At 63.6% G+C, this 22,357-nt stretch carries 23 protein-coding genes; 17 read left to right on the top strand and 6 right to left on the bottom strand.

Going from position 1 to position 22,357, the window contains the following annotated elements:
• Window position 1: 1 nt before the first annotated feature.
• The 13 genes from AC5P9C_RS08265 (at window position 2) to AC5P9C_RS08205 (ending at window position 12,353) form a co-directional block, all read left to right on the top strand.
• Complete coding sequence (locus tag AC5P9C_RS08265; protein WP_495205145.1) at window positions 2–697, top strand: sugar phosphate nucleotidyltransferase; 696 nt, start codon at window positions 2–4, stop codon at window positions 695–697.
• Window positions 694–1,287 (top strand): D-glycero-alpha-D-manno-heptose-1,7-bisphosphate 7-phosphatase, encoded by a 594-nt coding sequence (locus AC5P9C_RS08260; RefSeq protein WP_495205144.1) that lies wholly within the window; start codon window positions 694–696, stop codon window positions 1,285–1,287. Before AC5P9C_RS08265 ends, AC5P9C_RS08260 begins: the two co-directional genes overlap by 4 nt.
• A gap of 163 nt (window positions 1,288–1,450) precedes the next feature.
• Window positions 1,451–2,248, top strand: a complete 798-nt coding sequence (locus AC5P9C_RS08255; RefSeq protein WP_495205143.1) for a methyltransferase domain-containing protein — start codon at window positions 1,451–1,453, stop codon at window positions 2,246–2,248.
• Window positions 2,249–2,474: 226 nt separating this feature from the next.
• The gene (locus AC5P9C_RS08250) at window positions 2,475–4,367 is read left to right on the top strand and encodes a hypothetical protein (RefSeq protein ID WP_495205142.1); all 1,893 of its coding nucleotides are present in this window, start codon (window positions 2,475–2,477) and stop codon (window positions 4,365–4,367) included.
• Between the two features lie 79 nt (window positions 4,368–4,446).
• Window positions 4,447–4,875: a GtrA family protein gene (locus tag AC5P9C_RS08245; protein ID WP_495205141.1), complete on the top strand. Its 429-nt coding sequence runs from the start codon at window positions 4,447–4,449 to the stop codon at window positions 4,873–4,875.
• Between the two features lie 4 nt (window positions 4,876–4,879).
• The gene (locus AC5P9C_RS08240) at window positions 4,880–6,010 is read left to right on the top strand and encodes a DegT/DnrJ/EryC1/StrS family aminotransferase (protein ID WP_495205140.1); all 1,131 of its coding nucleotides are present in this window, start codon (window positions 4,880–4,882) and stop codon (window positions 6,008–6,010) included.
• Window positions 6,007–6,969 (top strand): glycosyltransferase family 2 protein, encoded by a 963-nt coding sequence (locus AC5P9C_RS08235; protein WP_495205139.1) that lies wholly within the window; start codon window positions 6,007–6,009, stop codon window positions 6,967–6,969. The genes AC5P9C_RS08240 and AC5P9C_RS08235 overlap by 4 nt, the downstream gene beginning before the upstream one ends.
• A complete protein-coding gene (locus AC5P9C_RS08230; RefSeq protein ID WP_043398768.1) occupies window positions 6,969–7,211 on the top strand; it encodes an acyl carrier protein in 243 nt (80 codons plus the stop codon). Before AC5P9C_RS08235 ends, AC5P9C_RS08230 begins: the two co-directional genes overlap by 1 nt.
• A 1-nt stretch (window position 7,212) precedes the next feature.
• Window positions 7,213–7,965: an SDR family NAD(P)-dependent oxidoreductase gene (locus AC5P9C_RS08225; protein ID WP_495205138.1), complete on the top strand. Its 753-nt coding sequence runs from the start codon at window positions 7,213–7,215 to the stop codon at window positions 7,963–7,965.
• Window positions 7,965–9,356 (top strand): AMP-binding protein, encoded by a 1,392-nt coding sequence (locus AC5P9C_RS08220; RefSeq protein ID WP_495205137.1) that lies wholly within the window; start codon window positions 7,965–7,967, stop codon window positions 9,354–9,356. Before AC5P9C_RS08225 ends, AC5P9C_RS08220 begins: the two co-directional genes overlap by 1 nt.
• Window positions 9,301–10,437 (top strand): LuxE/PaaK family acyltransferase, encoded by a 1,137-nt coding sequence (locus AC5P9C_RS08215; RefSeq protein WP_495205136.1) that lies wholly within the window; start codon window positions 9,301–9,303, stop codon window positions 10,435–10,437. The genes AC5P9C_RS08220 and AC5P9C_RS08215 overlap by 56 nt, the downstream gene beginning before the upstream one ends.
• Window positions 10,438–10,446: 9 nt before the next feature.
• Complete coding sequence (locus AC5P9C_RS08210) at window positions 10,447–11,655, top strand: acyl-CoA reductase (protein WP_495205135.1); 1,209 nt, start codon at window positions 10,447–10,449, stop codon at window positions 11,653–11,655.
• A 32-nt stretch (window positions 11,656–11,687) separates the two neighbouring features.
• Window positions 11,688–12,353: a PglD-related sugar-binding protein gene (locus AC5P9C_RS08205; RefSeq protein WP_495205134.1), complete on the top strand. Its 666-nt coding sequence runs from the start codon at window positions 11,688–11,690 to the stop codon at window positions 12,351–12,353.
• Window positions 12,354–12,378: 25 nt separating this feature from the next.
• On the opposite strand, the gene AC5P9C_RS08200 is transcribed toward AC5P9C_RS08205, so the two are convergent.
• Window positions 12,379–13,320 (bottom strand): electron transfer flavoprotein subunit alpha/FixB family protein, encoded by a 942-nt coding sequence (locus AC5P9C_RS08200; protein WP_495205133.1) that lies wholly within the window; start codon window positions 13,318–13,320, stop codon window positions 12,379–12,381.
• On the bottom strand, window positions 13,320–14,066 hold the full coding sequence (locus tag AC5P9C_RS08195) for an electron transfer flavoprotein subunit beta/FixA family protein (protein ID WP_057494113.1): 747 nt from the start codon (window positions 14,064–14,066) through the stop codon (window positions 13,320–13,322). The genes AC5P9C_RS08200 and AC5P9C_RS08195 overlap by 1 nt, the downstream gene beginning before the upstream one ends.
• A gap of 260 nt (window positions 14,067–14,326) precedes the next feature.
• On the opposite strand from AC5P9C_RS08195, the gene rfbB reads away from it, so the two are divergent.
• The 4 genes from rfbB to rfbD are packed head-to-tail and all read left to right on the top strand — an operon-like array spanning window position 14,327 to window position 17,728.
• Window positions 14,327–15,382: a dTDP-glucose 4,6-dehydratase gene (rfbB, locus tag AC5P9C_RS08190; RefSeq protein ID WP_057494114.1), complete on the top strand. Its 1,056-nt coding sequence runs from the start codon at window positions 14,327–14,329 to the stop codon at window positions 15,380–15,382.
• A gap of 14 nt (window positions 15,383–15,396) precedes the next feature.
• Window positions 15,397–16,284 (top strand): glucose-1-phosphate thymidylyltransferase RfbA, encoded by an 888-nt coding sequence (gene rfbA, locus AC5P9C_RS08185; protein WP_057494115.1) that lies wholly within the window; start codon window positions 15,397–15,399, stop codon window positions 16,282–16,284.
• Entirely contained in the window at window positions 16,281–16,838 is a 558-nt protein-coding gene (rfbC, locus tag AC5P9C_RS08180; RefSeq protein WP_164688253.1) for a dTDP-4-dehydrorhamnose 3,5-epimerase, read from the top strand. The genes rfbA and rfbC overlap by 4 nt, the downstream gene beginning before the upstream one ends.
• Window positions 16,835–17,728, top strand: a complete 894-nt coding sequence (gene rfbD, locus AC5P9C_RS08175) for a dTDP-4-dehydrorhamnose reductase (RefSeq protein ID WP_164688254.1) — start codon at window positions 16,835–16,837, stop codon at window positions 17,726–17,728. The genes rfbC and rfbD overlap by 4 nt, the downstream gene beginning before the upstream one ends.
• Window positions 17,729–17,831: 103 nt before the next feature.
• Here the strand turns inward: rfbD and AC5P9C_RS08170 are convergent, their stop codons facing one another.
• From AC5P9C_RS08170 to AC5P9C_RS08155, 4 genes are all read right to left on the bottom strand, one after another.
• Window positions 17,832–19,235 carry a mannose-1-phosphate guanylyltransferase/mannose-6-phosphate isomerase gene (locus AC5P9C_RS08170; protein ID WP_235647350.1) on the bottom strand — a complete coding sequence of 468 codons (1,404 nt, stop codon included), beginning with the start codon at window positions 19,233–19,235 and terminating at the stop codon, window positions 17,832–17,834.
• Window positions 19,236–19,246: 11 nt separating this feature from the next.
• Window positions 19,247–20,593, bottom strand: a complete 1,347-nt coding sequence (locus tag AC5P9C_RS08165; RefSeq protein ID WP_164688256.1) for a phosphohexomutase domain-containing protein — start codon at window positions 20,591–20,593, stop codon at window positions 19,247–19,249.
• 88 nt (window positions 20,594–20,681) lie between these two features.
• A complete protein-coding gene (locus AC5P9C_RS08160; protein WP_164688257.1) occupies window positions 20,682–21,074 on the bottom strand; it encodes a GtrA family protein in 393 nt (130 codons plus the stop codon).
• Window positions 21,071–22,357: an NAD(P)/FAD-dependent oxidoreductase gene (locus AC5P9C_RS08155; RefSeq protein ID WP_164688258.1), complete on the bottom strand. Its 1,287-nt coding sequence runs from the start codon at window positions 22,355–22,357 to the stop codon at window positions 21,071–21,073. The genes AC5P9C_RS08160 and AC5P9C_RS08155 overlap by 4 nt, the downstream gene beginning before the upstream one ends.

Genomic DNA, 22,357 nt, shown 5'->3' with positions numbered 1-22,357 from the left:
CATGGCTGCCGACGAGATCCTGATCCTGGCCGGCGGCTTCGGCACCCGGCTGCGAAGCGAAGTGCCCGACCTGCCCAAGCCCCTGGCCCCGGTGGCCGGACGCCCGTTCCTGGCCTATCTGTTGGATCGCTATGCGGCCGCCGGCATGCGTCGCGCGATCCTGGCGACCGGCTACCTGGGCGATGTGGTGGAGCAGACCATCGGCGTACGCTGGGCCGGCATGGACGTGGTGTATTCGCGCGAAGAGACCCCGCTTGGCACCGGCGGCGCGATCGCCGCCGCGGCACGGCTGGCGCAGGGTGAGGGGCTGCACGTCTGCAACGGCGACACCTACCTCGAGTACACGCCGGCTGCGCTGGAAGCGGCTGCACAGGGCTTGCCGATGTCGATCGCGCTTGCGCGGGTGGATGATGTCTCGCGTTATGGCACGGTGGATGTCGAGCAGGGCAGGGTGCTGCGCTTCCATGAGAAGCGCCCAGGTGGTGCCGGCCTGATCAACGCTGGCAGCTACTTCCTCAGCGCCCGGGTGCTGGACAGCTTGCCGGACGAAGTCTCCTTCTCGTTCGAAAAGCAGGTGCTGGAACCGGCCGTTGCCGCTGGGCGGGTCGGCGCGCTGGTGGAGACCGCTGCGTTCATCGACATCGGCGTGCCGGAGGATTTCCACCGGGCGCAGACGTTGTTTGGAGCAGCCGAGTGACGGTGCTGCCAAACGTGCCGGGCTTCGTTGCCGGGCCGATCGCACGGCGGCCTGGCACCCCAGTGCTGTTCCTCGATCGGGACGGTGTGATCAACGTCAACCACGGCTATGTGCATACCGCGGAGCGTACCGAGTGGGTCGCCGGTATCCTGCCGCTGCTGGCCCATGCTGCGCGTTTGGGCTACCAGGTTGTGGTGGTGACCAACCAGGCCGGCATCGCACGTGGGTTCTACAGCGTCGATGACTTCACCGACTATACGCACTGGCAGCACGAGCAGTTGCGGCAGGCCGGCGCGCCGCTGCTGGGCACGTGGTTCTGCCCGCATCATCCGCAGGCTGGCCAGGGTGAATTCAAGATTGAATGCCTGTGCCGAAAGCCCGAACCTGGAATGCTGCTGAAGGCGATCGAGGAGTTTTCGATTGATCCGGCGCAGGCGGTATTCGTTGGCGACAAGATCTCGGATATGCAGGCGGGGGCGGCTGCAGGCATTGGGAAGCTGTTCCTGATCGCAGGCGACCTCGGCAAGGGTGCTGCGCCGCAGCATGTCATCACGGTGCCTGATCTCGCTGCGGTGCAGCGTAAACTGTAGCCGGTTATCCAAAGTCCGCAGGATGCCGTAGCAATCCTGTGCTGCTAGGATGCCCTCTCCATCCTTCCGGGAGAGGGCTGTGGCGCGCTTCAGATCTGTGTCGTCGACGGGTAACTGTCTGCTGTGCAATGAGCCGGCCACTGCCTTCAGGGTGGTTGATGGCGTGCAGTATCTTGAATGTGGCATCTGCGATTTCATATTCGCCGATCCGGCGCTGATAGCATCGATCGATGCTGGCGAATCTCCCCGGGAATACGACGAGGACTACTGGCGCTCCGAGCTGCAGTCGGCACGTGATCGGTCTTTCGGGTCGTCGTTGGCAAGGCTGGGGGAGGCGTTGCTCTACTGCTCCATTCCCGTCCAGCGCTTCATCGATATCGGCACGGGCCCGGGCTTTCTGCTCGATGCGGTGCAGCGCTACCTGCCGAAGAGTTCGCATTGCTTCTACGGCGTAGAGAAGTTTCCACCCGAGCCGGCGTACCGCTCCAGTCACGCGAATTACAGGTGCGGCGATCTGGCCGACATCGGGATGACGTTCGAATGTGGTATCTGCGTGGAAGTCGTTGAACATCTGACCCCGTCGATGGCGAGGTCGTTGGCGAGGTCCCTACGCAAGGTCGCCGCTCCAGGGGCCCTGTTTCTGTTCAACACCGGACTGACCGAGTATGTACGGACCGAGGATCCAGGCTACCTTGACCCGTTCCACCGGGGGCATATCACCTGCTGGTCGGAAAGCGCTGCGCGCCGGCTGTTCGAGCCTCTAGGCTTCCGCGTGCTCCCGCTGCAGGGCAAGAGCTGGGCTTTCGTGGTCGAAGTCCTTTCCGACGACCCACGGCAGCAGGTTCCGCTGGCTGATCGCATCTGGTCGGCGCCGCAGGCCAACGTCGATCTTCTGACCGATGAGGACATGGGAACGGTCATGCACATCTTGGCCCGGGAGAGCGCTAGGGCATACATCTAGTCCGTTCGGCCCCTTCTGCGGCGCTATCTCAAGATCAGCCCCGGGACGCGCGACCCGAAGTGTGTCGCACTGCTACTATCTCGGTCCAGTTGCTTATGGCATCGCGGTGGAATGGCCATGTACGTGCCTGCTGTTACCACGGATCCTGCCGGATCGCGGGCAGCGTGGTCGCGGCGTACAGGAAGCGAGGCCTTGGGGCGGTTTGAATCAATGGAGCAGTGTGTCGATGTTTAACAAGATCCTGGCTGTAAAGCCGGTGGTGCGCCTGGTGGACCTAGCGGCCATCGCAGCGATGACGTTCGCGCTGTCCATCTACTTCTATCATCCCTATTACTTCGGCGATGAGATGTTCTCCTTCAACTTCGGGGAACACAGCGGCAACGCCCTGTTGGGGGTTTTCACCGGGCTGAACAGCTACAAGCCACGCATCGTCATGAACTTCATCTGGGCGGTCATCGTATCCCAGGATCTTCCGCGCTGGATGACCATGCTGGTCAATTGTGCGGCATTGGCAGGATGTGCCGCGCTGGTCTACGGGATCGCGCGGGTGCATTTCAATGCTCGCCGAAGCGCTGCCCTGTTGGCTGCGGCGATGATGGTAGCGTGTCGTTTCAACATCATGCTGTACTTCGACTACGTTTCGGGAACCGTCGAGGCGCTCAGTCTTCTGTTCCTGCTGGCCGGTGTTGCCGTGTCCATGCCCGGACTGGTGTTCCTGCAGCACCAGCGCGCTTCCTGCCTGGCACTGGCGCTGCTGCTCTTCATCATGGCGGTGTTCACCCATGAGCGTTACGCATTGGCACTGCTGGGCCTGTCCGGCGTGGCGGTGCTGCGCTGGTGGCCCATGCGCAGGTCCGTCGGCGTCCGGCCCCTGGTATTCGCCGTGGTCACTGCTGTTGTTCCGCTCGGCCTGTACATCGTTGCCGTGAAAGTGCTGTCCAACCAGCCGGTGGCGATGGGTACCTCCGGACAGACTGTCAACGTATCGCTGGACACAGTGAAAGTGTCGGCCACCTACCTGGTCAACCTTTTCCTAGGTGGCAATCACGGCCCACAGTACTTCGTTGGCATGTTCAACCATGCGGCGCCCCGCTACCTCTATCTCTTCGTGCCGCTGGCCGCAGTCTCCCTGTTGGCCTGGTGCCTGCCGTGGCTGCGCCCGCAGTGGCGTTCGACGACCTATCTTATGCCGATGCTGGCCTTCCTGGCCGCCATTGTCGGCCTGATTGCGATTGCGAGCCTGCCCGGTTCAGCGCGACAGGAGGCCCGATGGATGTACCCGGCCATGGCGTTCCTGCTGTTGTTTGTCTTTGCCGGCTATCGGCACCGGGCGCAGATCATCATCCTGTCGGTACTGGCCGTCACCCAGTTGTTCTACCTGTTCTTCGGCAGTATGTGGTCGATTGCCAGCATCACTGGCGCGCGTCTGGCCGTGTCCATCAGTGATTCGCTGAGTACCCTGCGCCAGGCTGGAGACGGTGTAGTTGTAGCCGGGCCCGAGCCGGACATCAGCTGGGTGCTCGGTGAAGATGGCAAAGTCTATTGCCGCCTGAACCTGCCGAAGGGGCATTGCCTCTATCCGCGTGCCGAGTTCAGCAAGGGTAATGTCAAGGAATTCAGCTATGGTCTTGTGGTGGGTGAGCCCAATCTGCGCGGCCGTCCTGGATTTAGCGTGATATCCGCTGAACAGGCCAAGCGTCTGATAGATCCTACGGCGTTGCCAGCTCCGACCCATCAGCTGGGTGAGGGCAGGGAGTGGCCGGAATGGGTGGGCATTCCGGATGAACAGGTAAGCAGCGAGGGACTGGAACTGCGCGGGTTGTCGGAAATGACCCGTCGGCAGGCGGTTGGGGAACTTGACCGCCACGTTGTCCTGTACACCGCCCAGTCTGCAGATGGGCAGCCCGGCAGGATGCGCCTGCAGATCAACTGGCATGGCGCGGACGGCGGGTTCATTTCGACCCAGATCGAAGTGGTGGACGTGGGTCTCGTGCCCCATTCTTATCCCCTGTTGGCCATTGCCCCCAGCGGCGCGACCCATGCCTATGTCTATGCAACGCTCCCTGACGACCACTCGGGTAAGGTGCTGCTGCGCAACATCGGCGTGGCCAATCCTTGATCGGCTCCCAAGGGGGATATGTTAAGATTACAAAGCCAATGCCCTGCGTCTTGGGCGGGCGCGACAACCGATCCGAGGCTTGGGAGCACAAGTGGTGTGGAAAGTGGAGCAGGAGAAGGTTGTTCGCCTCCTCAAATCCGAGAAGCTGCGATTCCTGATCGTGGGCGGGGGCAATACCGTGATCGGCTATGCCTGCTTCTTGCTGACATTCGCAGTCATGGATCCCTGGGCAGGCCCGGTCGCCATTCTTGTCGCCGCCTATCTGGTCGCACTTCCCATTGCTTTCGTTAATCAGCGGGTGTTCGTGTTCCGTTCACGGGCGCCGTGGGTAGGCGAGTTTGGCCGGTTCCTGCTGGCCAACTCCACGATCTTCGCAATCAATGTGGTAGCACTGCCGATCTGCATAAGGCTCTCTGAAGGTGACCCGCGCGTCGTCCAGGGAGTGTTCGTGATGGTTTCGACTGTCGCAAGCTATTTTGCTCACAAGTATTTCTCTTTTTCCCGGTGACCCGATGCGTCGTATTCCGTTGTTGATTCCGAGGATGCCGTCTGCGGACAAGTTGTATCCGTATCTCCAAAAGATTGACCAGAATCGGATTTACACCAATTACGGCCCTTTGAACGCCGAGTTCGAGCAGCGCCTGGCCACCGAACTCGGCCAGGGGCTTGAGCCGGCCCATCTGACGACGGTCTCCAACTGCACCGTCGGCCTCGAGCTGGCCATCCAGGCGCTTGCCTTGCGTGCGGGTGCGCGGGTGCTGTTGCCTTCGCTCACCTTCGTCGCCACCGCCACGGCGATTGTCAGGGTGGGGGCGACCCCTCTGTTCAGCGACATCGACCCTTCCGGCTGGTGTCTGACTCCGGCCATTGCCGAAGAGGCGCTGGCGCGGGGTGAGACCTTTGACCTGGTGATGCCGGTCAGTACATTTGGCAAGCAGCACGATGTCACCGCCTGGGACGACTTCAGCGCAAAGACCGGTATCCCGGTGCTGATCGACGCGGCAGGTGCCTTCGGCAACCAGCCGATTGGCCGCACGACGGACGTTGTGTTCAGCTTCCACGCGACGAAGTCCATCGGCAGCGGTGAGGGCGGATTGATCGTGTCGTTTAATGCCGAGCGCATCCGGCGCATCCGTCAGTTGGCTAACTTCGGCATCGACGCTGCCCGCGGCGAGCTGATCGGATTGGGGACCAACGGCAAGCTCAGCGAGTATCATGCTGCAGTCGGGTTGGCGGCACTGGACGAGTGGCCCGACATCGTCGAGCAGCGGCGCGAGCTGCATGCCCGCTACCTGCGTACGCTGCAGCAGGCGTGCCCGAGCGTGGGGCTGCAGGAAAAGGATCCCGATGGTATCTATCCGCTGCTTCCGGTACTCCTGCCTGATGGTGTTGACGCGCTGGCCATCGGTGGCACATTGCGGGAGCAGGGTATCGATACCCGGCGGTGGTACTGCCCGCCGTTGCACGCGCATGGCGTGCTGGCCCATTTCGACCGCTCGGGCTCGCTGGATGTTACCGCTGCCATCGGCGACCGCATCCTCGGTCTGCCGTTCTTCGCCGGTATCACTGACGAGGAGATCGGCACCGTGGTGGATTCGCTCGCACGGGTGATTTCCACCGAGACCGCCGGAGTCGTCCAGTGAGCACGATCAGCTACGTCATTCCGGTCTATCACAATGAAGGTTCAATCGAGCTGACCTGGGCTGCGATCCGCGACCTGTTCACCACCACCCTGCCCGAACACGACTATGAGATCGTGTTCGTGAATGATGGCTCCAAGGATGGCTCCCATGCAGAGATGCTGCGTGTCAGTGCGCAGGATCCGCGCGTGCGATCAATCTCCTTCACCCGTAACTTCGGCCAGCTGTCAGCTACGTTGGCCGGCTTCGACGCCGCCAGCGGCGACGCGGTCATCAATATGTCCGCAGACATGCAGGATCCGGTCGAGTTGACAGCCGAGATGATCCGCAAGTGGGAACAGGGCAATGAAGTGGTCATCGCGCATCGTGCGGACCGCGAGGACAACTTCACTTCCTCGATGTTTTCCCGCATTGTCTACGGCATCCTGCGCATGTCCAACCCGAACATGCCGGCGGGCGGGTTCGATTTCACCCTGATGAGCCGCCGTGCACTGACGCTCTTCATGAGCATGAAGGGGCGCCATCGATTCTTCCAGGGGGACGTGCTCTGGGCCGGCTTCCCGACCGCCTACATTCCGTACGTGAGGCGCAAGCGCGAGATCGGCAAGTCGCAGTACAACTTCAGCAAGAAGCTCAAACTGGCCTTCGATTTCATCATCGACGGCTCCTACCTTCCGATCCGTCTCATGTCCTTGTCCGGCACCGTGGCGGCCATGTTGGGGCTTTGCTATGCCGTCGTGATCGCGGTTTCGCGCCTGTTCGACCTAACGCCGTTCTCGGGCTGGGCGCCGATCATGGTGGCGATCCTGGTGGTGGGCGGCATGATCATGTTGATGTTGGGTGTCATCGGCGAATACCTGTGGCGGATTCTCGACGAGATCCGTGCCAAGCCGATGTATATCGTCAGAGAAGATACAGCTGAAAAGGCTGCCATTTCCAAGAATGAGCTGGAGCAACACTGATGAGTAACAACGACGAGCGACTGGTATCGGTCTATTCGGCCGCCCTGAACATCGACGCTTCCCGCGTGGTCGATGGGCTGCTTTACAACAGCATTCCGGAATGGGATTCGATTGCCCACATGCTACTGGTTTCTCAGCTTGAGAATGAGTTCGATGTCATGTTCGACACTGATGACATCATTGATATGAGCTCGGTCGCCAAGGCCAAGGAAATCCTGGCGAAGCACGGCGTCGAGTTCTGATATGGCCGGTTTGCTGGAAGGAAAGGTCGCCCTTATCACGGGGGCATCCCGCGGCATCGGGGAGGCGACGGTTCGTGCCTACCTTCAGCAGGGCGCACACGTTGTGGCGACTGCCCGGGACACCGCCGCTCTGCAGCCACTACTCGACAGCGTGCGCACGAGCATGCCTGAGGCACGGCTGGAGGCCGTTCCGCTTGACGTAACCGATCCGGTTTCCGTGCGTGATGCCTTCCAGTCCGTGTTCAAGCAGCACCGCCGGCTGGACGTGCTCGTTTCGAACGCGGGCGTCCTGCAGGATGCCCTTATCGGCATGGTCACGCCCGAGCAGATCCAGCAGGTATTCTCGGTCAACACCTATGGCGTCCTGTACTGTGCCCAGTATGCGAGCCGACTGATGGCACGCAACGGTGGTGGCTCGATCATCAATCTTGCATCCATCATTGGCGTGAACGGCAACGTTGGCCAGGCGGTCTACGGTGGCAGCAAAGCGGCCGTGGTCGGCATCACCCTGTCGCTCTCCAAGGAGCTCGCGCCGAACAACATCCGCGTCAATGCGATCGCGCCAGGATTCATCGACACGGATATGGCGCGCTCCATCGGTTCGGAGAAATATGCCGAACGCGTTGCATCCATCGCCATGGACCGGGTGGGTGCGCCGGCAGAAGTGGCCAACGTGGCAGTCTTCCTCGGATCGGAACTGGCGTCCTACGTGACCGGTCAGGTGATCGGGGTCGACGGTGGGATGCTGATCTGATGTTCGCCCGCGTACTGGAGCAGCACGGCGACCAGATTGCCGTGATCCTTCCCGGCGGAGAGTCACTGGCATACCGCGAACTGGCCGCGCGCGCGGACGCCGCGTGGGCTGCTGTCGATCCGGCTTGGGGCGTCATCGCCCTCGAATGCGCCAATACGCTGGACAACCTGCTGGCCTATCTGGGCGCCCTGCGTGCTGGGCAGCCCGTATTGCTGCTGGATGCCTCGTTGAACGACACACTGCGCGAGCAGGTCATTGATCATTACAGCATTAGCCACGTGCGCCATCCCGACGGGCAGTGGCATGCAACCGGCAGGCGCGCGGCAGCTGTTTCTGCTGAACTGGCGGTTCTGCTGCCGACATCGGGCAGTACAGGATCGTCGAAGCTGGTGCGTCTCTCTGCAGGAAACCTGCAGGCCAACGCCCGGGCGATCCAGGAGTATCTTGCGATCGATGGCGCGCAGCGTGCCATCACCTCGCTGCCCATGCATTACTCCTACGGTCTGTCGGTGGTCAACAGCCACCTGTCGGCCGGTGCGACGTTGCTGCTGACTGCCGAGTCCGTGGTTTCCAGGACTTTCTGGGATTTCTTCCGGCAGCACGAGGCGACGAGCCTCTCCGGTGTTCCGACTCATTACGAGATGCTGAAGCAGTTCCGCTTCGAGCGCATGTCGCTGCCTTCGCTGCAGACCATGACGCAGGCCGGAGGCCGCTTGGCCGAGTCGACCATCGAGTGGTTCCACAACTTAGCCGAGCAGCGCGGCCAGCGTTTCTTCGTGATGTACGGCCAGACCGAGGCCACGGCCCGGATTGCATATGTCCCCCATGACGTGCTGGCCAGCAAGATCGGGTCGGTTGGTGTTGCCATTCCCGGCGGAATGCTGTCGTTGGTGGACGAGCAGGGGCAGGTCATCGAGCGGGCCGGTGAGGTGGGCGAGCTGCTCTATCGCGGCGCGAATGTGATGCTGGGGTACGCCGAGGGTGCTGGCGATCTGGCGTTGGGCGACATTCAGCAGGGTGTGCTAAGGACGGGTGACCTGGCGCGTTTTGATGCCGACGGGTACTACTACGTGGTTGGCCGCTTGAAGCGGATGATCAAGGTATTCGGCAACCGCTTCGGCCTGGACGAGATGGAGTCCACGCTGCGAGCCGGTGGCTGGGATGTGGTCATGACCGGACGCGACGACCTTGTTGTCGCGGTCCTGGTCCGGCCCGAGGATGATGCCTGCGAGCGCCTGAGGCAGGACATCGCGGCGCGCTACAAGCTGAATCCAATCGCGGTGAGGGTGCTGCCGGTCGACGCCCTTCCACTGTCCTCGTCGGGCAAGATTCTGTATGCAGATCTTCTTCAACAGGCCGAGGCAGGCCAAGGGGCGGCCCGTGCAACGTGATTACTTCGACCTGCCTGTGTATGGCATCGGGGCTGCCGAGAAGGAAGTCCTGCTCATGCAACTGCTGAGCAGTTTGACCGTGCATCATGCAGAGCACTGCGCGCCCTATGCGCGCGTGCTGCAGGCCCACGGGCATGCGCCCGGCTCGGAACAAAGCGTCGACCAGATTCCTTTCCTGCCCGTACGCCTGTTCAAGGAATTCGAGCTCAGCTCGACACCGGCCGATCAACGCTTCAAGGTCCTCACCTCGTCGGGTACGACGTCGCAGACGGTCTCTAGGATCATCCTTGATCGCGATACGGCGGCTGCGCAGACGCGCGCGCTGGTGCTGATCATGCAGCAGTTCCTCGGCAAGGCGCGCCTGCCGATGCTCATCATCGATCACCTCGGTGTGGTGAAGGATCGCGCCAATTTTTCCGCGCGTGGCGCTGGCATTCTTGGCCTGTCCAACTTTGGGCGTGACCATACCTATGCGTTGAACGACGATATGTCGATCAATCTCGAGGCAGTGAATGCGTTTCTGGAGCGGCATGCCGGCCAGCGCGTGTTCCTGTTCGGCTTTACCTTCATGGTCTGGAAGTACTTTGTCCAGGCATTGAACGGGCGCAGTGATGTTCCGCGGTTCAGTGATGCCGTACTCATCCACAGTGGTGGCTGGAAGAAACTGCAAGATGAGGCGGTAAGCAATGAAGAGTTCAAGCGGTCGCTGGCCGAGGGATTCAATATCGGCGCTGTGCACAATTTCTACGGTATGGTCGAACAGGTTGGTTCGATCTTCGTCGAGTGCGAGCACGGCCGACTGCACTGTCCTGCCTTTGCTGATGTGAGGATCCGTGCGCCGAGCACCTGGGAACCACTTCCTGCGAACGTTCCAGGTCTTATCCAGGTGCTGTCGGTGTTGCCTACCAGTTACCCGGGCCATAGCCTGCTGACCGAGGACATCGGCGAGTGGACCGGCGTGGACGACTGTCCGTGTGGCCGCCTGGGCCGCACGTTCCGCGTGCATGGCCGGGTGGCGCGCGCGGAACTGCGTGGTTGCAGCGACACCCACGCTGCCGATGCCGCAACCGCACCCATTTGATACACGCCCATGAGTAATTACGAGTCCCTTATCGCAACGGCCCCGGACCTGGACGTCCTGGCCGAGGCCCCGCCGCTTCCCGCGTTCGCCGAGCCCTCGGTGGCATTCGTCGATGCTCTGTCTGCAGAGCTGTTCCGCATGCCGGAGGCACGGAGTTATCCCGAGCTGAGCGCGCTGGCGTTCTGGATGCGGCGCTCGAGCATCGTGCGATTGAAGGAGGCCCATGGTCGCCGGCACGACGGTCACCTGTCGGTGGCACGCGGAACGGTTCTGCATTTCGCGCCTTCCAACGTGGACACGATCTTTGTCTACTCGTGGTTCATTTCGCTCCTGTGCGGCAATCGCAACATCGTCAGGTTGTCGACGAAGGCATCGGTGCAGACCGACCTGCTGGTTGCTGCCATCGGCCGGGTAAGCGCGCGTCCCGAGCATGCCGAGATTGCCAGGCGCAGCCTGGTGGTGCGCTACGCGGCTAACGCCCGCACCACTGCATTGTTGTCCGCTCACTGCGATACCCGTGTTATCTGGGGCGGCGATGCGACAGTTGCAGCCATCCGTCAGGTGCCCTTGCCACCGACTGCGACCGAGATTGCATTTGCAAACAAGTTCTCGCTCGGTCTCTTCGATGCGGCCGGCTGGATCTTCGCCTCGCCCGAGCAGAAGGCGCGCTGGATCGATGGGTTCTTTAACGATGCCTACTGGTTCGATCAGATGGCCTGTTCGTCGCCGCGGTTGATTCTCTGGATCGGAAGCCCGGCGCAGGTGGATCAGGCGCGGGACAGCTTCTGGCCCGCACTGGAACAGAAGGTGCGGGAAAAGGGCGTTTCCTTCGGCGACGTCGACTATGTGAACAAGCGAATCGCGCAGGATGTGCTTTCCATCGAGGCCGATGTCAGCATTCCGGCGGCAAACGGCAACGATGTTGCGCGCCTATGGCTTGAGGTTCCGGCATTGCATGCCGATGCACACTGCGGTGCGGGGCTCTTCTTCGAGTCTCGTATTGCGCATCTGGATGCGCTTCGTCCACTGCTTTCCCGCAAGGTTCAAACGGTTTCCTACCTCGGCATGCCATCGGACCAGCTGCGTTCCTTCGTGCGGCAGGCGCCGTTGGCCGGTGTAGACCGCTTCGTTCCGGTGGGAAGCGCGCTTGATTTCAGCAATGTCTGGGATGGTTTTGATCTGATGACCGTGTTCACGCGTGAAATCACGGTCGCCTGATCGAATTTGTACGTTCCAAACGGAGAAGACGGATGCCATTGCTTAATGATCGTGCCATCGATTCGGTGGTGATTGCTGGGGCCGGTGGCTTCGGCCTGGAAGTCTTCGATTACCTCAGTGCAGACGCCCGCGGTGGCGGGCCGATGATCTCCGGATTCATCGATGACGGTGCGGAAAATCCGATTCCTGCCCAGCTTGGTTCGACCCACCTTGGGGCAATCGGCGACTATCGGCCCGTAGAACGCGAAGCTGTGGTCGTTGCGGTTGGCTCGGTGAAGGGACGCAGGCTCATCCTGTCACGTCTCTGGGAGATGGGGGTGTACGTTCCCCCGTTCGTGTCGGGCAACACGGTGATCTCTCCGAATGCGCAGTTTGGGGATGGTGTACTGGTGTGCCCCTTCAGCGTGATCAATCGCAATGCCGTGCTCGGCCGCGGAGTGGCGGTCAACGTGCATTGCAGCGTGGGCCACGGCGCCCAGGTCGGGGAGTTCAGCGTCCTCTCCCCCTACGCCGCTCTCAATGGCGATGCATCGATCGGCGACGGTTGCTTCCTGGGGACGCGCGCGACGATCTACCCCAAGACCCGTCTGGGAGCGGGGTGCATTGTCGACAGCCATACCGGTGTGCGCGCAAATGCAGGTGATCGCCAGATGGTCTCCGCGCGCGGAACCTACCAAGTGATCGCGCTCCGGACCTGACGATCCGGAGCACGATCGGAGCGGATCAGCCCAGCGCAGCTTCCAGCTCCGGCAGGATCGCAAACAGATCCCCCACCAGGCCGATATCGGCAATTTCAAAGATCGGCGAATCCGGATCCTTGTTGATCGCCACGATCGTACCGGCGTCCTTGATGCCGGTCAGATGCTGGATCGCACCGCTGATGCCCACCGCCACATACAGCTCCGGGGCGATGATCTTGCCGGTCTGGCCGACCTGCAGGTCGCTGGGCACGTAGCCGGCATCGACCGCGGCACGCGAGGCACCCACGGCGGCACCGAGCTTGTCGGCCAGCTGGAAGATCACCTTGAAGTTCTCTTCCGAACCGACGCCACGGCCACCGGAGACCACGCGCTTGGCGCTCTGCAGGTCCGGGCGGTCGCTGGCACCCGCGGCGAGGCCGACGAAGCGGGTGTGGGTCGGCAGGGCAGCATCGACGCTGGCCGCTTCGATGGCGGCGCTGCCGCCCTGGGCGGCTTCCGGCCACGAGGCGGCACGCACGGTGGCGACCACGATCTGGTCGGCCGGGACTTCAACGGTGATGATCGCGTTGCCGGCGTAGATCGGGCGCTTGAAGGTATGGCTGCCTTCAACGGTCATCAGGTCGGAGACCTGGTTGACGCCCAGCAGCGCGGCCACGCACGGCATCAGGTCCTTGCCGAAAGTGGTCGATGGGCCGAACACGTGGGTGTAGCCCTTGGCCAGCTGCGCGATCTGCGGCGCCAGCACCTGGGCGATGGCCTGCGCGTTGGCGGCGTTGGCCACGGTCAGGACCTTGGCGACGCCACTGATCTTCGCGGCCTCGGCGGCGACGGCGGCCGGATCGGCGGCCAGCACCACGACATCGATGCTGGCACCGCTGATGGCGGCGGCGGCGCTGACAGTCTTGGCGGTGGCGGCGTTGAGCTTGCCGTCGTGGTGTTCGGCGATGACGAGAATCTTGCTCATTACAGCAGCCCCTTCTGCTTGAGTGCGGCCACCAGTTCGGCCGCGTCCTTGACCATCACGCCCTTGCTGCGCTTGGACGGTGCGGCGTACTGGGTGGTCTTGAAGGTGTCGGCAGCTTCAACGCCGAGGTCGGCCAGCTGCAGGGTCTCCAGCGGCTTGGCCTTGGCCTTCATGATGTCCGGCAGCTTGATGAAGCGCGGCTCGTTCAGGCGCAGGTCGGTGGTGACCACGGCCGGCAGGTCCACTTCCAGCGTTTCCAGGCCGGCGTCGACTTCACGGGTCACCGTGGCCTTGCCGTCTGCGATCTCGAGCTTGCTGGCGAAGGTCGCCTGCGGACGGCCCCACAGCGTGGCCAGCATCTGGCCGGTCTGGTTCGCGTCGTCGTCAATGGCCTGCTTGCCCAGTATCACCAGGTCCGGCTGTTCCTTCTCGATCAGCTTGAGCAGGGTGCGGGCGGCGGTCAGCGGCTGGATGGCCTGGTCGGTGACCACATGGACCGCACGGTTGGCGCCCATCGCCAGGCCGTTGCGCAGGTGCGCCTGGGCGTCGGCCGGAGCAATGGTGGCGACCACGACCTCGCTGGCGATGCCCTTGTCGCGCAGGCGCAGGGCTTCTTCCAGGGCGATTTCATCGAAGGGATTGGGGGACAGCTTGACGCCGTCGGTGACCACGCCGGAACCGTCCGGCTTGACCTGAATGCGGACGTTGTAGTCCACCACGCGCTTGTACGCGACGAGGATTTTCATCTGGTACGGGGTCCTTCAATAACGGGGAGAACGTCCGGTCCTCGTAAAGCAACCGGTTCGGGGGTGGGATCCTGATTCTAGCTGGCTTGAGGGAACCATGCGAATGCGTATGGTTATGCTGCGGTGCGGCATGAGTGTGCCGCGTACTGCTGCTCGTTCACGGTGCGAAGGCAGTCGTGAAGGTGCCCCCGATGTATCCTGTTGCGCTGAATCAGGTTGCGGCATGCGACCCATTTGAATCATCAACAGGAGAACAGGTAGTGCCCACATGGCTTGTCACCGGCGGTGCCGGATTCATTGGCGGTAACTTTGTTCTCGAAGCGGTCGCCCGTGGCATCAAGGTCGTCAATCTCGACGCCCTGACCTACGCCGGCAACCTGAAGACCCTGTCCAGCCTGGACGGCAACCCGAACCACGTGTTCGTGCAGGGTGACATCGGCGACAGCGCCCTGGTAGCCCGCCTGCTGGCCGAGCACCAGCCGGACGCAGTGCTGAATTTCGCCGCCGAGAGCCACGTCGATCGCTCCATCGATGGCCCGGGTGCCTTCATCCAGACCAATGTGGTGGGCACTCTGGGCCTGCTGGAAGCCGTGCGTGATTACTGGAAGGCGCTGCCGGCCGAGCAGGGCGCGGCGTTCCGCTTCCTGCACGTGTCGACCGACGAGGTGTACGGCACCCTGGGCGAGACCGGCAAGTTCAGCGAAACCACGCCGTACGCCCCGAATTCCCCTTATTCGGCGTCAAAGGCCGCTTCGGACCACCTGGTGCGTGCGTTCCACCACACCTACGGGTTGCCGGTGCTGACCACCAACTGCTCCAACAACTACGGCCCGTACCACTTCCCGGAGAAGCTCATTCCGCTGGTGATCGCCAAGGCGCTGGCTGGTGAGCCGCTGCCGGTGTACGGCGATGGCAAGCAGGTGCGCGACTGGCTGTTCGTGTCCGACCACTGCGAAGCGATCCGCACCGTGCTGGCCAAGGGCCAGGTCGGCGAGACCTATAACGTCGGCGGCAATTCGGAAAAGCAGAATATCGAAGTGGTGCAGGCGATCTGCGCGCTGCTGGACCAGCGCCGCCCGCGTGCGGACGGCCAGCCGCGCAGCAGCCAGATCACCTATGTCACTGACCGCCCCGGCCATGACCGCCGCTATGCGATCGATGCGTCCAAGCTGAAGAACGATCTGGGCTGGGAACCGGCCTACACCTTCGAGCAGGGCATCGCCTTCACCGTCGACTGGTACCTGGACAACCAGGACTGGGTCAACGGCGTGCTGGACGGCAGCTACCGTCTGCAGCGCATCGGCACTGCGGCCTGAACCCTGGAGACGACATGACGCAGCGTAAAGGCATCATCCTCGCCGGTGGCTCCGGCACCCGGCTGTATCCGATCACCAAGGGCGTCAGCAAGCAGCTGCTGCCGGTGTACGACAAGCCGATGATCTATTACCCGCTCAGCGTGCTGATGCTGGCGGGCATCCGCGAGGTGCTGATCATCAACACCCCGCACGAGCAGGCGCTGTTCCAGCAGCTGCTGGGCGACGGCTCGCAGTGGGGCATGGACATCCAGTACGCGGTGCAGCCGAGCCCCGATGGCCTGGCCCAGGCCTACCTGATCGGCCGTGATTTCGTCGCCGGCAAGCCGAGCTGCCTGGTGCTGGGCGACAACATCTTCCACGGCCATGGCCTGCGCGACGTGCTCAAGCGCGCCGATGAGCGCGTGGAAGGCTCCACGGTGTTCGGTTACTGGGTCAATGACCCGGAGCGCTATGGCGTGGCCGAGTTCGACAAGAGTGGCAAGGTCATCGACCTGGTCGAGAAGCCCGAGAAACCGCGCTCGAACTACGCAGTGACCGGCCTGTACTTCTACGATGGCAATGCCAGCGCGCATGCGGCCGAACTCAGGCCGTCGCCGCGTGGTGAGCTGGAAATCACCGATCTCAACAAGCGCTACCTGGCCGAAGGCAACCTGCATCTGGAAGCCCTGGGCCGTGGCTATGCCTGGCTCGACACCGGTACCCATCAATCGCTGCTGGAGGCGTCCAACTTCATCGAGACCATCCAGACCCGCCAGGGCCTGCAGGTCTGCTGCCCGGAGGAAATCGCGTTCGGCCAGGGCTGGATCACTGCCGAGCAGCTGGAAGCACTGGCTGCACCACTGATCAAGAATGGCTACGGCCAGTACCTGCACACGCTAGCCCAGCGCGGAGTGGTTCCGTGAAAGTAATCGAGACGTCACTGCCGGGATGCCGGGTCATCGAGCCGGCGGTGTTCGGCGACGAACGTGGCTTCTTCTACGAAACCTGGAACGCCGAGCGCTTCGCTGCATTGGGCCTGCCGGAGCGCTTCGTGCAGACCAATGTCTCCACCTCTGCCAAGGGCGTGCTGCGCGGCCTGCATTACCAGTGGCCGCGCCCGCAGGGCAAGCTTGTGACCGTGCTGGAAGGCGAGGTCTACGATGTGGCCGTGGACATCCGCCGCGGCTCGCCCACCTTCGGCCAGTGGGAGGCGGTGGTGCTGAGCGCGGAAAACAAAAAGCAGTTCTGGATTCCCGAAGGCTTCGCCCACGGATTCGCCGTGCTGTCCGAGCGCGCTCTGTTCAGCTATCTGTGCACGGATGTCTACGTCAAGGAAGCCGATGCGGGTATCCGCTGGAACGACGCTGATGTTGCGGTGGACTGGCCGGTCAGTGCCCCGACGTTGTCGGGCAAGGACGAGAACGCGCCGTTCCTGAAGGACATTGCTGAAGACCGCTTGCCGGTCTACGTGCCATGACCGTGCTGGTGTTGGGTGGCAACGGCCAGGTTGGACAGGAGCTGCTGCGCGCGCTGGTGCCGCTGGGCAAGGTGGTCGCGACCACCCGCAGCGGCCAGCTGCCGGACGGCAGTGCGTGCGAAACGGCCGACTTCGGCCAGCCCGACAGCCTGCCGGCACTGCTGGATCGCGTGCAGCCGTCGGTGGTGGTCAATGCAGCGGCCTACACGGCGGTGGATCGTGCCGAACAGGATGCGGACGCTGCGTTCGCCGCCAACGCGCAGGCACCGGGCGTGATCGCGCGCTGGTGTGCGGCGCACGGCGTGCCGTTCGTGCATTACTCCACCGACTACGTGTTCGATGGCCAGGGTAGCGCGCCCTACCGCGAGGACGAGCCGACCGCCCCACTGGGCGTATATGGCACCAGCAAGCGCGATGGCGAAGACGCGGTGCGTGCGGCCGGTGGCCGCCATCTGATTTTCCGCACGGCGTGGGTGTATGCCTCGCACGGCGCGAACTTCCTGCGCACCATGCTGCGCATCGGGGCCGAGCGCGATGCGTTGCGGGTGGTGGCCGACCAGATCGGCACGCCAACGCCGGCCGCGCTGATCGCCAATGTCACCGCGCAGGCGCTGCAGCATCCGGGGCAGTTGTCGGGTACCTGGCACCTGACCGCCAGCGGCCAGACCAGCTGGCATGGGTTCGCCGAAGCGATCTTCGCCGAGGCATTGGCCACCGGCGTGTTGGCCAAGGTGCCGACGGTCGAGGCGATTCCCAGTTCCGAGTATCCGACCCCGGCCAAGCGCCCGGCCTGGTCGGTGCTGGACAACCGCAAGCTGCAGCAGGATTTCGGCATCGTGCTGCCGACCTGGCAGGATGGCCTGAAGCGGGTGATGGCGGAGCTGGCCTGATGGCCGTAGCGCCGGGCCATGCCCGGCGATGCAGCGCGGCGGGGCCGATCAGGAACGGGTCAGAGCCCGCTGCGCAGCAACGGGATCCGACCCCGGGCAAACCTCAGCTGCGCCCGTAGGTATCCTCGAAGCGCACGATGTCATCCTCGCCGAGGTAGCTGCCGGACTGCACTTCGATCAGTTCCAGCGGCAGCTTGCCCGGGTTGCGCAGGCGGTGGGTCACGCCCAGCGGAATGTAGGTGCTCTGGTTCTCGCTGAGCAGGATCACTTCATCGCCACGGGTCACCTCGGCGGTGCCGCTGACCACGATCCAGTGCTCGGCGCGATGGTGGTGCATCTGCAGGCTCAGCGTGCCGCCGGGCTTGACCGTGATCCGCTTGACCTGGAAGCGCTCGCCGTTGTCGATCGAATCGTAGGCACCCCACGGGCGATAGACCTTGCGGTGCCAGGTGGCCTCGCTGCGGCCTTCGGCCTTGAGCTGTGCCACCACGGTCTTGACCTCCTGCATGCGGTCGGCCTTGCCCACCAGCACCGCATCGTCGGTCTCGACCACGATCACGTCATCGAGGCCGACCATGGCCACCAGGCGTTGGCCGTAGGCATAGGTATTGCGGCAGTCGATGGCGATCACGTCGCCTTGGTGGGCATTGCCATCGCCGTCCTGCTGCGAGACATCGCGCAGCGCAGTCCACGAACCGACATCGTTCCAGCCCGCATCCAGTGGAATCACCACCGCGTCGGCGGTCTTCTCCATCACCGCGTAGTCGATCGAATCGGACGGAACGGCAGTGAAGGCGTCCTTGTCCAGGCGGGTGAAGTCGGCATCTCGGCGTGCCTGCTGCCAGGCCTGGCGGCTGCCAGCCAGCATCGCGGGCTGGAAGCGTTCCAGTTCCTGCAGGTAGCGCGAGGCCTTGAACAGGAACATGCCACTGTTCCAGTAATACTGGCCGCTGCTGACGTAGCCGGTGGCGGTATCCAGGTCCGGCTTCTCGACGAAGCGCTCGACCGCACGCAGGCCCTGGCCATCGGCGGCCTTGATGTAGCCGTAGCCGGTTTCCGGTCCGGTCGGCACGATGCCGAAGGTCACCAGCTGGCCGGCCTCGGCAGCGCCGGCCGCCGCCTGCACGGCGCTGCGGAACGCAGTCTCGTTGGTGATCACGTGATCGGAGGGCAGCACCAGCAGCAGGGCGTCGGCACCGTCGCGGGTGGCCTCCAGCGCGGCCACCGCGATCGCCGGGGCCGTGTTGCGGCCGACCGGCTCGAGGATGATCGCGGCCGGCTCGGCGCCAACCTGCTGCAGCTGCTCGGCGGCGACGAAGCGATGCTCTTCGTTGGCGATCACCAGTGGTCCGCGCGCGGCGATCGGCGCCACGCGCTTCCAGGTGGCCTGCAGCATCGTCAGTTCGCCTGCCAACGGCAGGAACTGCTTCGGGTACGCCTCGCGCGACAGCGGCCACAGGCGGGTACCGGATCCACCGGACAGGATGACGGGCTGGATGCTGCTCATGCGTTCCTCGGTTACTGCTGGATGAGGCGGGAGATGTCGTCGGTGCGCGCCTGCATCAGCGCGGCATCACCACGGGCTTCAACATTCAGGCGCAGCAGTGGCTCGGTGTTGGAGCTGCGCAGGTTGAAGCGCCAGTCGCCGAAGTCGGCACTGATGCCATCGGTGTGGTCCAGCGTGGGCGACAGCGCCGCGAAGTGCTCCATCACGCGTGCGACGGCCGCCTTGGCATCGCTGACCTTGAAATTGATTTCGCCGCTGCACGGGTAGGCCGCCATGCGGTCTTCGACCCAGTCGGCCAGCGAGCGCCCGCTTTCGGAAACCAGCTGGGCGATCAGCAGCCACGGGATCATGCCCGAGTCGGCATAGGCGAACTCGCGGAAATAGTGGTGGGCGCTCATCTCGCCGCCGTACACCGCGTCTTCGGCGCGCATCTTTTCCTTGATGAAGGCGTGGCCGCTCTTGCACTGCACCGGTACGCCGCCGGCCTGTTCGACCATGTCCACGGTGTTCCAGACCAGGCGCGGGTCGTGCACGACCTTGCCGCCGGGGTTGCGCGCCAGGATTGCCTTGGCCAGCAGGCCGACCAGGTAGTAGCCCTCGATGAAGCGACCGGTGTGGTCGAAGAAGAAGCAGCGGTCGAAGTCGCCGTCCCAGGCAATGCCGAAATCGGCACCGTGTTCGCGCACGGCGTCGGCGGTGGCGGCGCGGTTCTCCGGCAGCAGCGGGTTGGGAATGCCGTTGGGGAAATGGCCGTCCGGCTCGTGGCAGATGCGGATGAACTCGAATGGCAGGTGTGGTGCCAGCAGATCGACGATGGCACCGGCACCGCCGTTGCCGGCGTTGACCACCAGCTTCAGCGGTCGCAGCTTGCCGGCGTCGACATAGCTCAGCAGGTGCTGGATGTACGCGCTCTTGTCGTGCTGGGCGCTCTGCGCGGCACGCGGCGGTTGCGCCGCGGACGTATCGGCGGCAACCGCATCGGAAATCGCGAACAGGCCAGTATCGGAGCTGATCGGCCGTGCGTTCTCCTTGACCAGCTTCATGCCGTTGTAGTCCATCGGGTTGTGGCTGGCGGTGACCATCACGCCGCCGGCCGCGCCCAGGTGGTCGGTCTGGAAATAGACTTCTTCCGTGCCACACAGGCCGATGTCGATCACCTCGCGCCCGGTACCGCGCAGGCCTGCGGCCAGTGCATCCTGCAGCGCGGGGCTGGTCAGGCGCACGTCGTGGCCCAGTACCACCGGGCCCGGCGCAAGCTGCGCCGCCAGCGCCACGCCGATGCGGCGGGCCAGATCTTCGTTCAGTTCTTCCGGCACGCGGCCGCGGATGTCATAGGCCTTGAAGGCGGGCAGGGGCATTGATCGGGATCCTGGGTGAGGTCAGCGCCGTAGTTTACGGCCATGGATGTGTGGGAAGCGTTTTCCGCAAACGGCACCCCGGGAGCAGTCATCGGAACGACAGGTACTTGTGGCCGAAGTAGCTGGACACCACTGGCACCGCCACGCCCACCACGTGGGCGACCTCCAGGCGCAGCACGTCCACGCCCAGCCATGGCAGCAGGTGGTAGGCCAGCACGGTGGAAACCAGCCAGGTCTGGGCCACCGCGAACAGGTTGACCAGCACGAAGTAGAACGCCGAGTGGTGCAGGGGCCGGGTGCTGCCGGAAAACACCAACCAGCGGGTCAGCACGAAGGCGGTGACCATGCCGGTGAGGTAGGCGGCGATGATCGCCGGGGTGAACGGCATCCAGTGGCTGTACAGCATCCGCGACAGGATGTTGGCCAGCGCAGCGATGCCGCCGGCCAGCAGGAACAGCAGGAACGGGCGGGACAGGGTCACGCCACCGCCTCGCGGGCCATGGCACGCCCGAAGCCGATGCTCTCGGAGATGCCGCGGTCTTCGGGGTAGTAGTGCGAGGTATCGGCCACCCACAGTCCTTCCACCGGCAGCCGGCGCGGCGGCAGCCGGTCCAAGAAGCCCGGCTCGCAGATCGGCTGCGCGTGGCGGTAGCGGCTGACCCGCACGTCGATGAAGTCATCCGCGCCCAACTGCGGATTGATCATGCACAGGTATCGGCGGACCTTGCCGGCGAACACGTCGTCGCTGTCGCCATAACGCTCGTGCTCGCCGGGCATGTAGAACGGCACGTAGACGATATGGGCATCCATCGGGCGCAGGTTGGTGTACTCGACGATGCCGGGGATGTCCATGTCCGGGTCGTTGGTATTGACCCAGAAGTTGGCCGAGACCGGCCTGCGCAGCTTGGCGATCACGCAGACCACCGCAATGTTGTTCAAGGCGCGGAACTTCGCCAGGATGGACGCCGGCAGGTCCGGCGCCAGGCGTGGCACGAACGGCAGCGGTACCGTGGAAATGACCTTGTCGAAGGTCAGATGCTCGCCGCCGACCTGGACACCGCGTACGCGGCCGTCCTCGATCACGATGCGTTGCACCGGGCTGGACAGCCGCACCTCGCCACCATGGCGCTGGATGTCCGCATGCAGGGCATCGAGCAGGGTGGATGAACCGCCTTCCAGATACCCGAGCTTTTCGCGCATCAGGCTGTAACGGGAGCGCCCGATGCGCCGGATCCGGCTCCAGATCCAGGCCGCGGACAGGTTGCCGGCATAGTCGTAGAACTTGTAGTCGAACAACCGGCGCCACAGCGTTTCGTAGGCTTCGGCGCCAACCCAGCGGCGGATCCAGGAGGAGGCTTCAACGTGGTCCAGCGGGCGCCAGTCGTTGCGACGCGTGCACAGGAAAGCATGCAGGCCGTAACGGATCTTCGCCATCATCCCCAGGCCCCTGAAGCGCAGCAGGGCAATCGGATTGCCCCATGGCTGCAGGCGCTTGCCGAACCAGTAGCCCATGCGGGTCTCGGTCCAGCGCATGCGTTCGCCCAGCCCCAGCTCGTCGAGCATGGTCAGGAAATCGTGATCGGAGGTGCAATGGAAATGGTAGTAGCGTTCGATCGGCATGCCGCCGAAGTCGAAGCTCGCGGTCATTCCGCCAACGCGGTCATCGGCTTCGAATACCACGGGCTGATGGCCGTCGCGGGCCAGCTGGTAGGCCACGGCAAGGCCCATCGGGCCGGCGCCGAGAACGGCGATGCGCTCGCTCAT

This window comes from Stenotrophomonas sp. YJH_SMC_10 (genome assembly GCF_059371555.1).
The sequence above is the reverse complement of the archived record's forward strand: the minus strand, read 5'-3'. Positions and strand labels throughout refer to the sequence as shown.

What these genes read in the sequence shown, in the direction of transcription:
- AC5P9C_RS08200 (WP_495205133.1), bottom strand. Translation starts at nt 13,320, where the DNA reads ATGAGCAAGATTCTCGTCATCGCCGAACACCACGACGGCAAGCTCAAC.
- AC5P9C_RS08240 (WP_495205140.1), top strand. Translation starts at nt 4,880, where the DNA reads ATGCGTCGTATTCCGTTGTTGATTCCGAGGATGCCGTCTGCGGACAAG.
- rfbA (WP_057494115.1), top strand. Translation starts at nt 15,397, where the DNA reads ATGACGCAGCGTAAAGGCATCATCCTCGCCGGTGGCTCCGGCACCCGG.
- AC5P9C_RS08195 (WP_057494113.1), bottom strand. Translation starts at nt 14,066, where the DNA reads ATGAAAATCCTCGTCGCGTACAAGCGCGTGGTGGACTACAACGTCCGC.
- AC5P9C_RS08225 (WP_495205138.1), top strand. Translation starts at nt 7,213, where the DNA reads ATGGCCGGTTTGCTGGAAGGAAAGGTCGCCCTTATCACGGGGGCATCC.
- AC5P9C_RS08210 (WP_495205135.1), top strand. Translation starts at nt 10,447, where the DNA reads ATGAGTAATTACGAGTCCCTTATCGCAACGGCCCCGGACCTGGACGTC.
- AC5P9C_RS08165 (WP_164688256.1), bottom strand. Translation starts at nt 20,593, where the DNA reads ATGCCCCTGCCCGCCTTCAAGGCCTATGACATCCGCGGCCGCGTGCCG.
- rfbD (WP_164688254.1), top strand. Translation starts at nt 16,835, where the DNA reads ATGACCGTGCTGGTGTTGGGTGGCAACGGCCAGGTTGGACAGGAGCTG.
- AC5P9C_RS08220 (WP_495205137.1), top strand. Translation starts at nt 7,965, where the DNA reads ATGTTCGCCCGCGTACTGGAGCAGCACGGCGACCAGATTGCCGTGATC.
- AC5P9C_RS08230 (WP_043398768.1), top strand. Translation starts at nt 6,969, where the DNA reads ATGAGTAACAACGACGAGCGACTGGTATCGGTCTATTCGGCCGCCCTG.
- AC5P9C_RS08250 (WP_495205142.1), top strand. Translation starts at nt 2,475, where the DNA reads ATGTTTAACAAGATCCTGGCTGTAAAGCCGGTGGTGCGCCTGGTGGAC.
- AC5P9C_RS08205 (WP_495205134.1), top strand. Translation starts at nt 11,688, where the DNA reads ATGCCATTGCTTAATGATCGTGCCATCGATTCGGTGGTGATTGCTGGG.
- AC5P9C_RS08265 (WP_495205145.1), top strand. Translation starts at nt 2, where the DNA reads ATGGCTGCCGACGAGATCCTGATCCTGGCCGGCGGCTTCGGCACCCGG.
- AC5P9C_RS08215 (WP_495205136.1), top strand. Translation starts at nt 9,301, where the DNA reads ATGCAGATCTTCTTCAACAGGCCGAGGCAGGCCAAGGGGCGGCCCGTG.
- AC5P9C_RS08155 (WP_164688258.1), bottom strand. Translation starts at nt 22,357, where the DNA reads ATGAGCGAGCGCATCGCCGTTCTCGGCGCCGGCCCGATGGGCCTTGCC.
- AC5P9C_RS08170 (WP_235647350.1), bottom strand. Translation starts at nt 19,235, where the DNA reads ATGAGCAGCATCCAGCCCGTCATCCTGTCCGGTGGATCCGGTACCCGC.